Genomic DNA, 13,073 nt, shown 5'->3' with positions numbered 1-13,073 from the left:
GGTCCTCAGCAGCAGAGGTCCCCTTGGAAGGAAACTCGGGGGGACGTAGCGGCGGTAGCGGTCGTACTATTGGCCCCGATAGCTACAAAGGCCGCGATAGTGGCAACGAGTACGGACAGGGCAAGGCGCGTGCGCATGGGGGATCTCCCTCGCCAGGTGAGTGTGCTCGGACATATCTTCTCAGGGAGTGGTGGCTATGACCACAACGGACTTGGTCGGGCTGCGTATCAAGACGGTCCGCCGCCAGCGGGGGCTCTCGCAGGCGCAACTCGCGCACCCGGAGTTGTCGGACAGCTACATCTCCCTGATCGAAAGCGGTAAGCGGACTCCCACGCCCGCAGTCCTGGAACTCCTCGCCCAGAAACTGGACTGCTCGCTGTCCTACCTGCTCAACGGCGTGACCGCCGAGCAGATGGAGGATCTGGAGCTCGCTCTCGGGTACGCGCAGCTCGCGCTCGAGAACGGAGAGGCACGGGAGGCCCGCACCAGGTTCCTTGAACTGATGGCGGACAACAACCTGACAGGGCTCGCCACACTTCGTCAAGCGGTGGAATTCGGACTTGCCCGCGCGCACGAGGCGTGCGGCGACCTTGAGCAGGCGGTGGCGGTGCTGCGTCGGCTGCGCGAGGACGACCTGCCCGCCGAGCGGCGCATCGAGGTCGCCATCGCGCTGTCGCGGGTCTACCGCGTCGGCGGCCGGCTGTCCGAGGCGGTCGAGGTCGCCGAGGGCATGCTCACCTCCGCCAGCCGCCCGGCCTGGACCGACGGCCTGGTCGAGCTGGGCGCCACCCTGCTGGCCGCCTACCTGGAGCGCGGCGACCTGCTGCGCTCGCGCCAGTTCGCCGCCGAGCTGCTCGACGCCGCCGACGCGCTGGGCACCCCGCGCGCCATCGTCGCCGCCAACTGGAACGCCGCCTACGCCGCCCTCTGGACCCAGCACGGCGAGGACGCCCTGACCTTCGCCGAGCGGGCGATCGCGGTGCAGGAGGAGAACGGCGCCGCGCGCAACACCGCGCGCATGCAGGTCACGCTGGCCCACCTCTACCTCGGCGTCCGTCCCGGCGAGATCGGCCGGGCCCGCGAGCTGCTGGCCCGCGCGGCGCAGACGATGGCCGAGACCTCGGCGAGCTCCTTCGAGCAGACCAACGCCCGCCTGGAGCAGGCCCGCGCCGAGATCATCGGCGGCGACCTCGACCGGGCGCTGCAGTTCGTCACCGACGTCGAGCGCCACCTGCCCGAGATGGCCTCGCGCTCGGTGGTGGAGATGCACCTGCTGCGCAGCCGCATCCTCACCCTGCGCAGCGAGGGCGAGCAGGCCGGCGCCGAGCTGCGCGCCGCGCGCGAGCGCATCGACGAGCTCAGCGGCGGCACCTACGGGCTCGCCTCGTGGTACGCGGTGGCCGAGTCCTACGAGCTGCTCGGCGACTCCGACAACTCCGTGGACGCCTACCAGCGGGCCCTCGCCGCCGCGGGGCTGTAGCGGCGTCCGGACCGGGCGGTGGCGTGGGTAGCCTTGGTGATGCCATGAAGAGATCCCCACTCGCGGCCCTCACCGCGCTCCTCGCCGCCCTGTTCGCCGCCGTCCTGGTCGCCGGTACGGCCGGCCCCGCCCTGGCGCACGACGTGCTCAAGGGCAGCGACCCGAAAAAGGGCTCCACGGTCAAGGCCTTGGAGCAGGTCAGGCTCGAGTTCAGCGCGTCGGTGCGCATGCCGTACGTCATCGTGCGCGACTCCGGCGGCAAGCAGTTCGAGGACGGCGACGCGGAGGTCGAGGGGAAGGTGGTGACGCAGGCGGTCAAGACGCTGCCGGACGGCGCGTACACGATGGCCTACCGCGTCATCTCCTCCGACGGGCACCCGATCGAGGGCGAGATCCCGTTCAAGGTCGAGGGAGCCGAGGCCCCCGAGACCAGCGCCCCCGCGACCCAGGCGACCCCGGCGCCCACGGAGTCCGCGGGCGCCGCGACCTGGAGCGCCACCAAGCTGCCCGAGACGGACTCGCCCGCCGCCTCGCCTGAGGCCGCCTCGCCGGCCGCCGCCGAGCAGCCTCAGGAAGAGGGCGGCGGCTTCCCGATCTGGCTGATCATCGTGGTCGGCGCGGTGGTCGGCATCGGCATCGGATTCCTGATCAGCGCGAAGAAGGCGGGCCCCAAGCCATGACGACGGCGGCGAGCGGGTCCGCGACCCCGGCCCTCACCGGCGGCCGGGTCGCGCGGTTCGGATTCGCCGCCGCGGCGGCGGCGGTCGCCGGGCTGGCCCTGGCGATGGTGGCGGGCGGCGCCGCCTTCCCGCGGATCATCGCGGGCCTGCCCAACGCCGGCGCGTTCGTGCGCTGGGCGCTGCCGCTGTCGAAGCTGACGATGGACCTCGGCGGGATGCTGACCGTCGGCCTGCTGGTCGCGGCGGCCACCTTCTTCGTGAGCGACAAGGGCATGCTGGGCCCGGCCGCGACCGGCTACGTCAAGGCGGCCTCGTGGTCGGCCGTGGTGTGGGCGGGCGCGGCGGCGGCGCTGATGCTGTTCACCGCCGCCGACAACTTCCCCGAGCCGCTGGACGTGGTGGCGGCCGACTACCTGCCGAGCTTCGCCAGCCAGACCAGCCAGGGCATCGCGCTCACCCTCGTGGTGCTGTTCGCGCTGGCCCTCGCGCTGTTCGCGCGCGGGGCGATCACCGTCGGCGCGGCGGGCGGGCTGCTGGTGCTGGCCGTGGCCACGCTGCTGCCGCCCGCGCTGACCGGCCACTCCGCCAGCTCGCCCAACCACGACATGGCCATCTCCGGCCTGGCGCTGCACGTGATCGGCGTCGCGCTCTGGGTGGGCGGCCTGACCGTCGTGGTCGCGCACGCGCTGCGCCGGGGCCCCAAGCTGGAGCTCGCCGCCGACCGGTTCTCCCGGATGGCGCTGTGGTGCTACGTCGTGGTCGGCCTGTCCGGCCTGTTCAGCGTGCTGGCCCGGCTGGAGTCGGTCGAGGCGCTCTGGACCTCCTCCTACGGCGTGCTGCTGGTCGCCAAGACCGTCGCGTTCGTCCTGCTCGGCTACGCCGGCTGGTGGCACCGCCAGCGCACCCTCGCCGGCCTGGCCGCCGGCACGCCCGGCGCGTTCCTCCGGCTGGCCGTGGGCGAGGTGCTGGTCATGGCGGCCACCGTCGGCCTGGCCGTGGCGCTGTCGCGCACCCCGCCGCCGCCGGTGGTCCAGCCCGCCGACCGCGCCTACGAGCTGCTCGGCTACACCATGCCGCCGGAGATCTCGCTGGCCAACCTGGCCACCCTGTGGCGCTTCGACCTGTTCACCGCGACCATCGCCGCCGTCCTGGCCGGCCTGTACGGCGCAGCCGTCCTCCGGCTGGCCCGGCGCGGCGACAAGTGGCCGTGGGGCCGCACCGCGGCCTGGTTCGTCGGCATCGCGGTGCTGGTCGTCGCCACGCAGAGCGGCCTGGCCCGCTACGCGATGGTGATGTTCAGCGCCCACATGGTCGAGCACATGACGCTCACCATGGTCGTGCCGATCTTCCTCGTCCTCGGCGCCCCGATCACGCTGGCGCTGCGCGCGCTCAAGCCCGCCGCCCGGCGCGGCGACCGGGGGCCGCGCGAGTGGCTGACCACGATCCTGCACAGCCGGTTCGTCAAGGTCATCGGGCACCCGGCCATCGCCACCGCGATCTTCGTGGCCTCGACCTACGCGCTCTACTTCACGCCGCTGTTCCAGGAGGCCATGCAGGAGCACCTGGGGCACATCGTGATGACCACGCACTTCCTGCTGAGCGGGTCGCTGTTCTTCTGGGTGATCATCGGGGTCGATCCGTCGCCGTATCGCCTGCCGTACGTGGGGAGGTTGCTGACGCTCTTCGTCACCATGCCCTTCCACGCCTTCTTCGGCATCGCGCTGATGATGTACGGGACGGTCATCGCCCAGGACTGGTACGACCAGCTCGGCCGGTTGTGGGGGGCGCCGCTGCTGGAGGACCAGAGCGACGGCGGCGCCATCGCCTGGGGTTTCGGCGAGATCCCGACGCTGATCGTGCTGATCGCGCTGGCCTACCAGTGGTACCACGACGAGGAGCGCAAGGCCCGCCGCTCCGACCGCCGGGCGGAGAAGGGCGACACCGAGCTCGACTCCTACAACGCCTACCTCGCCAAGCTGAACAAGGCGGACCGGGGCGAATGACACCCGTTCCTGCAAGGTGGCTGGCAGTCCAGTAGCCCCGGGGCTAGGTTCTGCGTACTACTTCCTCCAGCTTTCCCGACCCGCGGGTAGCCTTGATGGTGGGGGAGATCGGGCATCAGGATGACGACGGCTCGCGCCTAGCGGCTCCGGGATCGTCACGCGCCGGACGGGGACCGGTGTTGTCGGTGCTCTGGAAGGCGAGTGAATGGTGGAAGAGACGCGCATGCTCGGGGGCCGCGATCTGGCGGAGACGCTCACGGACGTGCTCCGCGAGTGGTCCGCCCGCACGGGGGTCGCGGTGGAGATCTGGGCGCTTCCCGACGGAGGGGTGTCCGCTCCGCTGGCCAAGGGGGCCGAGGCGGCGCTGCGGGAGGCGCTGGCCAACGTGGAACGCTTCAGCGGCGCCCGCACGGTGTCGGTGGCGGTCACCCGGTCGCGGCGCGGCCTGCGGATGACCGTCAGCGACGACGGCGGGGGCACGCCCTGGGAGGAGACCCGGCTCCGCGCGATCTTCGCGGAGCTCGGCGGCAAGGTGACCGTCAACCACGTGCCCGGAGAGGGCACCACCATGACGGCGGTCGCGGGTTAGGCTTCCGATCCCGTCTCCGGTCAGGCGAGGGTGAGGATCTCGCTGCCGGAGTCGGTCACCAGGATGGTGTGCTCGAACTGGGCGGTCCGCTTGCGGTCGCGGGTGACGGCCGTCCAGCCGTCGGGCCAGATCTCGTAGTCGATCGTGCCGAGCGTCAGCATCGGCTCGATGGTGAAGGTCATGCCCGGCTTCAGCTCGACCTGCAGCTTCGGGTCCTCGTAGTGCGGCACCATCAGCCCGGAGTGGAAGGTGGTGCCGATGCCGTGCCCGGTGAAGTCGCGCACCACGCCGTAGCCGAAGCGCTTGGCGTAGGCCTCGATGACCCGGCCGACCACGTTGAGCTGACGGCCGGGGGCGACCGCCTTGATGGCGCGCATCATCGCCTCGCGGGTGCGCTCGACCAGCAGCCGCGACTCCTCGTCCACCTCGCCGACCAGGTAGGTCGCGTCGGTGTCGCCGTGCACGCCGCCGATGAAGGCGGTGATGTCCACGTTGACGATGTCGCCCTCGTTGAGGACGGTGTCGTCCGGGATGCCGTGGCAGATCACCTCGTTGATCGAGGTGCACAGCGACTTGGGGTAGCCGCGGTAGCCGAGCGTGCTGGGGTAGGCCCCGTGGTCGAGGAGGAACTCGTGGCCGATCCGGTCGAGCTCGTCGGTCGTGATGCCCGGCCGGACGTTGCGGCCGACCTCGTCGAGCGCCTGTGCGGCGATCCGGCCGGCCACCCGCATGCGCTCGATGATCTCGGGCGTCTTGACGTCGTCCTCGCCGACCTTGGGGCGGGCCTTGCCGACGTACTCCGGCCTCGCGATGTGGGCCGGAACCTTTCGCAGGGGCGAGATCCGCCCTGGCTGGAGCACAGTCGTCATGGAGCCGAGTCTAGTGGAGCGGCTTGGGCAGGCGGATCGTCAGGATCCGTCCCTTGACGCCGGAGTCCTTGAGCCGGCCGTCCTCGCCGAACTCGCCCACGCCGAAGTCGTTGTCGTTGGCGATGACCAGCGTGCGGGGGTCGAGCAGCGCGATGCCCTCGATCTTGTCCGGGACGCCGGGGATGGCCTCCAGGTCCACCGCGAGCTCCTTGCTCACCGGGACCGCGCCGCTGGCGCCGGACTCCAGGGTCTTGTCGTACTGCCCGCCGAGCAGGTCGGTGGCCTTGCGCAGGTCCACGGTGTACAGGCGGGCGACCTCGTCGGTGCGCTCCTCGACCAGCAGGCGGGTGTCGCTGAGCGCGACCAGGCCGGAGATCTTCAGGTCCTTCTGCTCGGCGCCGAAGGCCTTGCCCTCCTCGAACTGGTAGGCGTGCTCGGCGGTCGGCTTGCCGGTCTTCAGGTCGACGACCAGCAGGCGGCCGATCCGGCTGGCCTTGCCGGCCTTCTTGTCCGGGTTGGCCAGCGGGCTCTGCACGGCGAGGAAGAGCTTGCCGCCGCGGATGGCCAGGCCCTCGAAGCCGCGGTTGTCCTGGCGCTTGGCGAGGATCGCGGGCAGCGTCTCGTGCACCGGGTAGCCGGCGCCCTTCAGTCCGAGGCCCTGCGGGACGTACCGCGCCAGGATGCGGCCGTCGCCACCCACCTTGACCAGCGACGGGGCGTACTCGTCGACCAGCCAGAAGGTGCCGTCGCGGTCGCGGACGATGTCCTCGGTGTCCAGGCCGTTCGGGTCGAAGGGCAGCACTTCCGAGCCGTCCCACGAGTACGGCTTCTCCTGGCCCTCCTGGTTGGACAGGCCGGTGATGGGGGTGCCGTCGCTCTTCTTGAGCGTCAGGGCGCGGGTGATCTCCGCCTTGCCCTTGCGCACCTCGACCCGGACGATGGCGGGCGCGAAGTCCGGCACCGGGAAGGTGCGCTTGTCGCCCAGCTCGCCGTTCGGGCCGCGGTCGGTGACCATCCAGAAGTCACCCTTGCGGTTGGCCGGGAACAGGCCGCTGCCCAGCCCGCCCAGCTTGACGCCGCGGTCGTCGGCGACCGGCTGGAAGTCGGCCAGCGCCGGGGCGGGGAGCTCGACGTCGGAGACCACCTTCGGCGCCTTGACCGGCGGGGCGGCCGTGGCGGCGGCGGGGGTGAGGACGGTTGCGGCCAGCGCGGCACCCGCGGCGAGCGCGGCGGCCGAGGCCAGGAGGCGAGACACGTTCAGGGACCTCTCGTGCACCAAAGGGGACATATGGCACGAAAGGTAGCGGCGGCGGTGGTCTGCGGGATGGCCACAGGATGAACGGGGGCCACCCACCGATGAACACTCACCCTGGGGACGGGTGGCTCGGGGGAGGGTTGCGGGGGAGCCGGGTTGCGCGGGAGGGGGTGCTGAGGAGGAAGGGGGAGGGCTGGGCGGAAGGGTGGAGCTGGAGGGGTGGCTGGCTCGGAGGGGGGCCGGAGGGACCGGTCAGGGGGCAGGCCGGCGGCGGAGGGCAGGCCCGGGGGCGGAGGGGGCGGGACACAAGGGCAGGACGGAGCAGCGGCTCGGCTGGGTGGGTGGGGGCCGGGGGGGCCGGGGAGGTGGCTGGGGGAGGGAGCAGGGGGCGGGGGAGGTGGCCGGAAGAGAGGGCGGGGCCGGGAGGTGGGACGGGGGTGGCGGCGCGCTGGGGGGGCGGCCGCCGGTCCCGGGCATCTATGCGGCGAGAACCCCGTGCGGCGGGCGGTGATCCTGTACGGCGCCGCCGACCAGCTCACACATCAGTGATCCGAAGCCCAGCATGAGCCTTGTACCGCCGATTGATCGAGATGAGGTTGGCCGTGAACGCCTCAACCTGGTGAGCGTTCCGCAACCGCCCCCCATAAACCCCCCGCACCCCGGGAATGACCGCAGCCAGCTCCCGCACCAGGTCGGTAGCCTCCCGGTCGTCCCCGAGCACGAGCACGTCGAGGTCCACCTTCTCCACCGCCGGGTCGAGCAGCAGCACGGCCGAGACGTGGTGGAAGGCCCCCACGACCCGGCTGTCCGGGAGGACGGCGGCGGCCTGCTGGGCGGCGCTGCCCTCCTCGACCGGCAGCGCGTAGGCGCCCTGCTTGTCGAAGCCCAGCGGGTTCACGCAGTCGATGACGATCTTCCCGGCGAGGGGCTCGCGCAGGGACTCCAGCAGCGCCTTGTGCCCGTCCCACGGCACCGCGACGATGATCAGGTCCGCTTCGGCGGCGACGGCGGCGTTCTCCGCGCCGGTGGCGCCGTGCCCGATCTCCGCCGCGGCCTCCTCGGCCCGGCCGGCGTTCCTGGATCCGATGATGACCTGGTGGCCCGCCAGGGCGAACCGGCGCGCCAGGCCCTTGCCCTGGTCGCCGGTGCCGCCCAGGATGCCGATGGAAAGTCCGCTCACGTCAGTCATACCGAGATCATGCCAGGTGCCGCCGGAGCGGCCGCGGCCCGGTTCCGGCTGGCGGATCCAGCCGGTGGGTCCGGCGTCCGGCGATCAGTCCGGAATCGCCCGCGCCGCGGCGTGGTGTCGGGCACCATGGTCGGATGGACTCTGGGTCGGTGGCCTTCCTGCGCGAGCTGCTGGAGGGCTCGGGGTGGATCGAGCGCACCAGGGAGTTCGGCCTGGCCCTGCGGGCCACCCGCTCGCCCGGCGGGCTGCTGCTGGTGGGTACGCCCGAGGAGGAGCCCTGGCATCTGACCGCGCATCTCGGGGACGAGGCGCGGCTGGCGGAACTGCCTCAGCTCGCTCCGACGCTGGTGCGCTGGCGGCCTCCGGTGGACGCGCCGCCGCATCTGCGGGTGGGGCTCGACCGGCTGGAGGCGGCGCGGCGGGGGGAGACGTTGCTGGTGGTGGCCGAGAGCGCCGCGCCGGTGCCGTTGCTGGAGCGGGTGGACGACGCGCGGCGGACCGGGGCGACCATCCTGGCGCTGGAGAACGGGGACGCCGAGCTGGCGGGGCTGGCGCATGACGCGATCGCGGTGCCGCTTCAGGGTCCGGTGAGTTTCGACGGGGCGCAGCATCTGGTCAGCTCGGCGGCGGGTGAGGTACGGCGGCGCCAGAGCCTGCGTGATCGGCTGGCCCGCCTGCTGGACAAGGTCAGCGGCCCCCAGCTCACCGACTGACACGCCCCGCACCAACGACCTCGGCGAACCAGCGCCCGGCTCCGGGCACCCCAGTGCACCACCCCCACCGGATCCCCGCCTCAGTCGAGGGCGGGTTCCGTCGAGGTGGGCAGGCGGTCGGCCAGGCCGGCGCCGATGGACTGGGTGGCCTCCTCGATGGCGCCGATCACCACGGCCTGCACCGGGTCGGGCTCGCCGGAGCGCGTCCGGCTGACCCGGGTGACCACGTCGAGCCGCCGCGCGCCGACGTCGGTGATCTCGCTCACCCGCACCTCGCCCTCGCGCACGTCCAGCAGGGCCAGCGTGGGCACGATCGCCACCCCGTGCCCCGCCGCGACCAGCGCCAGCGTCGGCCCGAACTCGGTGATGACGTGCACCCGGCGCGGCTCGAAGGCGTGCCGGGCGGCCAGCCGTTCGAGTGCCTGGCCGCAGGCCTGGGACGGCTCGCCGGCCACCCACGGCACCTCGGCCAGCTCGGCGACGGTGCGGTAGGAGGCGGTCCAGTGCGGCGGGACCACGATGCGGTACTCGTCGATGTAGAGCGTGCGCGTGGTCAGCGACGGCTGGGAGAGCGCGGGCAGGCTCATGTCCTGCTCGGTGATGAGCACGTCCACCGCGCCGAGCCGCAACTCCTGCAGGGCGGGCGCGCCGTACACCTCGTGGATGACCGGGGTGATGCGCGGGTGCCGTACGGCCAGCTCCCGCATGGCGGGCACGAGCATGTGCCGGATCACCGTGGGGAAGGCGGCGATGGTCACCGGCCCGGACAGCCGCTCGGTGAACCGGGTCAGCTCGCGCCGCGCCTCGGTGAGCTCCTCCTCGACCCGCTCGGCGTACCCGGCCAGCACGCGGCCGGCGGGGGTGAGCGAGACGGTGCGCTGGGAGCGGTCGATCAGCGCCAGGCCGACCTCGCGTTCGAGCTGGGCGAGCTGCTGGGAGACGGCCGAGGGGGTCAGATGCAGGGCCTCGGCCGCCCGGGTGACCCCGCCGCGGCGCGCCACCTCGTGGAGCACGCGCAGCCGCCGGGGGTCGATGTCCATGCAGCCCAGCTTACGCTGTGCTTTAGAGACCTTTATTTGTCCTTTACCTGCGCCGCTCCCCAGAATTCGGGGATGGACATCCTCCTGACAGTGATCGGCTGGCTCGGCGCCGCCCTGCTGGTCTTCGGGTACGCGATGGTCTCCGCTGGGCGGATGACCGGGGACGGCCTGCCGTACCAGCTCGTGAACCTGGTCGGCGCGCTCACGCTGATGCTGAACTCGGCCTACCAGGGCGCCTGGCCGTCGGCGATCCTCAACGTGGTGTGGACCGGGATCGGCGTGGCCGCCCTGGTGAAGCTGGCCCGGCCGAAGGTGGCGCAGTGATCGTCGAACTGAGCCACCGCATCGTCGAAGGCATGATCACCTACCCGGGCGTGCCCGCGCCGGTGCTGGGCGAGCACCTGAGCCGGGAGGCGTCGAAGGACGTCTACGCGCCGGGCACGACCTTCCACATCGGGACGATCACCCTGGCCGCCAACACCGGCACCTACCTCGACACGCCCTTCCACCGCTACGCCGGGGGCGCGGACCTGTCCGGGGTGCCGATCGAGAAGCTGGCCGACCTCCCCGGCCTGGTCGTGCGGGCGGGCGAGGGCCGCGAGGTCGGCCTGGACCGGTTCGCCGGCCTGGACGTGCGGGGCCGGGCGGTGCTGCTGCACACCGGCTGGGACCGGCACTTCGCCACCGACCGGTACTTCTCCGGCCATCCCTACCTGGCGCCGGAGGCGGCGGCCTGGCTGGCCGAGCAGGGGGCCGCGCTGGTCGGGATCGATTCGCTCAACATCGACGACACCCCGCCGCGCGGCGAGCGGCCCGCCCACACGCTGCTGCTGGGGGCGGAGATCCCGGTGGTGGAGCACCTGACCGGGCTCGGCGCGCTGCCCGCCGAGGGGTTCCGCTTCCACGCCGCCCCGCCCATGATCGCCGGCATGGGCACCTTCCCGGTGCGGGCCTACGCGGTCATCCCGTAGGCCAGGAGCGCGGCCTCGGTGCGGTTGGCCGCGCCGAGCTTGCCGCGGGCGTTCTCCACGTGCTTCTCGACGGTGCGCGGGCTGATCTCCAGCCTCCTGGCGATCTGCCCGTTGGTGAGCCCGCGGGCGACCAGGCCGAGCACGGCGCTCTCGCGTTTGGTGAGGGCGTCGTCGGGGCCCGCCTCGGTGATCAGGATCGCGTGCGGGGACACGGCCGTGACCACCAGGCCGTCGGGGAGGGACTGCAACAGCTCTGTCAACCGCGACATGGCCGGACCTTTCCGAGAGGCGGAACCTCTCAGAGTCTGCGGCGCGGGCGGCGTCGTCGGCATGAGTACCCCGTTACTCAGTCTTCGTCGGCCTTGTCCCAGGACTCGTTGCGCTCCCGGGCGCGGCGCAGGGCTCCGGCCGCCTCCTCGCGCGAGTCGTAGGGGCCCATGCGGTCCTTGTTCGGGCAGCCCCGGTCCGGCTCGACCCGCTGGTGGGTCAGGCAGAACCACCAGGGTCCGCCGTCCTCTGCTTCGCTCATGGAGCTGATTCTGCCCCGCGCCCGGCGATCACAACCAGCCCGCGTCCTCGGCGATGCGGATGGCGTCGATCTTGTTCCGGGCGCCGGTCTTGGTGATCGCGCCGGTCAGGTAGTTGCGCACGGTGCCGGTGGACAGGTGCAGCCGCTGGGCGATCTCCTCGGCCGACGAGCCGTGCGCCGCCTCCCTGAGCACGGTGGCCTCCCGCTGGGTGAGCGGGCTCTCGCCGTACTCCATCGCGGCGGCGACCAGCTCCGGGTCGAGCACCCGCAAGCCCTGCGCGGTGCGCCGGATGGCGTCGGCCAGCCGGTCGCCGGGCGCGTCCTTCACCAGGAAGGCCTCGATGCCGCCGGCCAGCGCGCGGCGCACCTGCCCCGGCTGGCCCATCGCGGTCAGGATCAGGATCCGGCAGCCGGGCAGCCGCTCCCGCAGCGTGGCCGCCGCGGTGATGCCGTCGAGCACTGGCAGGTCGATGTCGAGCACCGCGACGTCGGGCCGGACCTCCAGCGCGGCGGGCACGATCTCGTCGCCCCTGGTCACCTCGGCGACCACCTCGATGTCGCGCTCCAGCCGCAGCAGCGCGGTGAGCGCGGCCCTGATCATGTGCATGTCCTCGGCCAGCAGCACGCGGATCACACCGGCACCTCCATCGTCAGCCGGAAGGCCTCGCCGTCGGCGCGGGCCTCCAGCCGCCCGCCTGCCTGCTCGGCCCGTTCCCGCATCCCGGTCAGCCCGTGCCCGCGACCGTGCCCGTCCGGTACGGCGGAGCCCGCCACCCCGTCGTTGACCACTTCCAGCCGGGCCCGCCCGGCGTCGAGCGCGGTGCTGATCGAGCAGGTCGTCGCCCGGCTGTGCCGCAGCACGTTGGTGACCGCCTCGCGCACGCCCCAGGCCAGGGCCGCCTCGGCGGGCTGCGGCAGCCGTACCTCGGCCAGGTTGACCAGGCAGGCGATCCCCGAGGCCTCCAGCAGGGCCTGGCCCCGGTGCACCTCGCCGGCCAGCGACAGCTCGCGGTAGCCGCGCACGACCTGCCGGACGTCCTGGGCCGCCTCCCGCGCGACGCTGACCAACTCGCCCACCTCGGTGCGGGCCGCGGCCGGGTCGCGATCCAGCAGCCGGGCGGCCAGGTCGCCCTTGAGCGCGATCGCGGTCAGGCTGCGGCCCAGGCCGTCGTGCAGGTCGCGGGAGATGCGCAGCCGCTCCTTGAGCACGGCCGCCTCGGCCAGGTCGGCGCGGGCCTGCTCCAGTTCGGTGGTGACCCGGACCAGCCGGATCAGGGCGTAGATGACCGTGCTGGTGAGCGCCATCTGCAACGCCTGGGTGGCGAAGGTGACGACGAGGACGTCGGTGGGCATGGCCAGGTGGCCGACCGAGCGCAGGAGCTGCAGGAACAGGTAGCCGCTCATCGCCAGCAGGACCGGGCCCGCCCAGCGCAGCGGCAGCAGCGCGAGCACCGCGCCGCCGAGCAGCGGGGCGGTGACGCCGGACCAGCCGTCGGGCAGCATCAGGTCCGGCACGTAGGTGGCCGCCACCTGGACCAGCAGCGGCAGCGGATGCAGGGGCGGGCGCCGGCCGGCCAGCGCGGCGCGCATGTTGAGCACGTGCGGCAGGTAGACGCCGAGCAGGGCGGCGCAGACCGTCGCGGTGAGCCAGGGGATGCCGCGGCCGAGGTACAGGACCGCGGCCCAGGCGACGTACAGAAGGGAAAGGCCGGCGATCACGGTGATCGCCAGCCTGCGAGCGGAGAGGGTCATCAG

The 13,073-nt window shown here is 72.6% G+C and carries 15 protein-coding genes; 7 read left to right on the top strand and 8 right to left on the bottom strand.

Annotation, left to right across the window (positions count from 1 at the left end; genetic code table 11):
* Positions 1-196: 196 nt before the first annotated feature.
* The 4 genes from AB0I67_RS33690 (at position 197) to AB0I67_RS33675 (ending at position 4,752) form a co-directional block, all read left to right on the top strand.
* Positions 197-1,480, top strand: coding sequence for a helix-turn-helix domain-containing protein (locus AB0I67_RS33690; protein ID WP_357931995.1), 1,284 nt, complete (start codon positions 197-199; stop codon positions 1,478-1,480).
* A 44-nt stretch (positions 1,481-1,524) separates the two neighbouring features.
* Complete coding sequence (locus tag AB0I67_RS33685; protein WP_357931993.1) at positions 1,525-2,160, top strand: copper resistance CopC family protein; 636 nt, start codon at positions 1,525-1,527, stop codon at positions 2,158-2,160.
* Positions 2,157-4,163 carry a cytochrome c oxidase assembly protein gene (locus tag AB0I67_RS33680; RefSeq protein WP_357931990.1) on the top strand — a complete coding sequence of 669 codons (2,007 nt, stop codon included), beginning with the start codon at positions 2,157-2,159 and terminating at the stop codon, positions 4,161-4,163. Before AB0I67_RS33685 ends, AB0I67_RS33680 begins: the two co-directional genes overlap by 4 nt.
* Before the next feature lie 205 nt (positions 4,164-4,368).
* Positions 4,369-4,752 carry a hypothetical protein gene (locus AB0I67_RS33675; RefSeq protein ID WP_357931988.1) on the top strand — a complete coding sequence of 128 codons (384 nt, stop codon included), beginning with the start codon at positions 4,369-4,371 and terminating at the stop codon, positions 4,750-4,752.
* Between the two features lie 20 nt (positions 4,753-4,772).
* On the opposite strand, the gene map is transcribed toward AB0I67_RS33675, so the two are convergent.
* From map to npdG, 3 genes are all read right to left on the bottom strand, one after another.
* Positions 4,773-5,621, bottom strand: coding sequence for a type I methionyl aminopeptidase (gene map, locus AB0I67_RS33670; RefSeq protein ID WP_357931985.1), 849 nt, complete (start codon positions 5,619-5,621; stop codon positions 4,773-4,775).
* A gap of 10 nt (positions 5,622-5,631) precedes the next feature.
* Positions 5,632-6,876: an esterase-like activity of phytase family protein gene (locus AB0I67_RS33665; protein ID WP_357931983.1), complete on the bottom strand. Its 1,245-nt coding sequence runs from the start codon at positions 6,874-6,876 to the stop codon at positions 5,632-5,634.
* A gap of 535 nt (positions 6,877-7,411) precedes the next feature.
* Entirely contained in the window at positions 7,412-8,065 is a 654-nt protein-coding gene (gene npdG, locus AB0I67_RS33660) for an NADPH-dependent F420 reductase (protein ID WP_357931980.1), read from the bottom strand.
* A 134-nt stretch (positions 8,066-8,199) separates the two neighbouring features.
* Between npdG and AB0I67_RS33655 the strand changes: the two genes are divergently transcribed.
* Complete coding sequence (locus AB0I67_RS33655; RefSeq protein WP_357931977.1) at positions 8,200-8,778, top strand: hypothetical protein; 579 nt, start codon at positions 8,200-8,202, stop codon at positions 8,776-8,778.
* 80 nt (positions 8,779-8,858) lie between these two features.
* Here AB0I67_RS33655 and AB0I67_RS33650 read toward each other — a convergent pair whose 3' ends face one another.
* A complete protein-coding gene (locus tag AB0I67_RS33650) occupies positions 8,859-9,818 on the bottom strand; it encodes a LysR family transcriptional regulator (protein ID WP_357931974.1) in 960 nt (319 codons plus the stop codon).
* A gap of 72 nt (positions 9,819-9,890) precedes the next feature.
* Here AB0I67_RS33650 and AB0I67_RS33645 point away from each other — a divergent pair, with 72 nt between their 5' ends.
* Positions 9,891-10,142, top strand: a complete 252-nt coding sequence (locus AB0I67_RS33645) for a hypothetical protein (RefSeq protein ID WP_357931972.1) — start codon at positions 9,891-9,893, stop codon at positions 10,140-10,142.
* Positions 10,139-10,789 carry a cyclase family protein gene (locus AB0I67_RS33640; RefSeq protein WP_357931970.1) on the top strand — a complete coding sequence of 217 codons (651 nt, stop codon included), beginning with the start codon at positions 10,139-10,141 and terminating at the stop codon, positions 10,787-10,789. Before AB0I67_RS33645 ends, AB0I67_RS33640 begins: the two co-directional genes overlap by 4 nt.
* Here the strand turns inward: AB0I67_RS33640 and AB0I67_RS33635 are convergent.
* From AB0I67_RS33635 to AB0I67_RS33620, 4 genes are all read right to left on the bottom strand, one after another.
* Complete coding sequence (locus AB0I67_RS33635) at positions 10,771-11,058, bottom strand: helix-turn-helix transcriptional regulator (protein ID WP_357931968.1); 288 nt, start codon at positions 11,056-11,058, stop codon at positions 10,771-10,773. The two genes, AB0I67_RS33640 and AB0I67_RS33635, sit on opposite strands and share 19 nt — an antisense overlap.
* A gap of 77 nt (positions 11,059-11,135) precedes the next feature.
* Positions 11,136-11,318, bottom strand: coding sequence for a hypothetical protein (locus tag AB0I67_RS33630; RefSeq protein WP_357931965.1), 183 nt, complete (start codon positions 11,316-11,318; stop codon positions 11,136-11,138).
* Positions 11,319-11,346: 28 nt separating this feature from the next.
* A complete protein-coding gene (locus tag AB0I67_RS33625; protein WP_357931963.1) occupies positions 11,347-11,952 on the bottom strand; it encodes a response regulator transcription factor in 606 nt (201 codons plus the stop codon).
* Positions 11,949-13,070, bottom strand: a complete 1,122-nt coding sequence (locus AB0I67_RS33620; RefSeq protein WP_357931961.1) for a sensor histidine kinase — start codon at positions 13,068-13,070, stop codon at positions 11,949-11,951. Before AB0I67_RS33620 ends, AB0I67_RS33625 begins: the two co-directional genes overlap by 4 nt.
* Between the last annotated feature and the right edge of the window lie 3 nt (positions 13,071-13,073).

The organism is Nonomuraea sp. NPDC050310 (assembly GCF_040655795.1).
Classification (GTDB): domain Bacteria; phylum Actinomycetota; class Actinomycetes; order Streptosporangiales; family Streptosporangiaceae; genus Nonomuraea.
The sequence above is the reverse complement of the archived record's forward strand: the minus strand, read 5'-3'. Positions and strand labels throughout refer to the sequence as shown.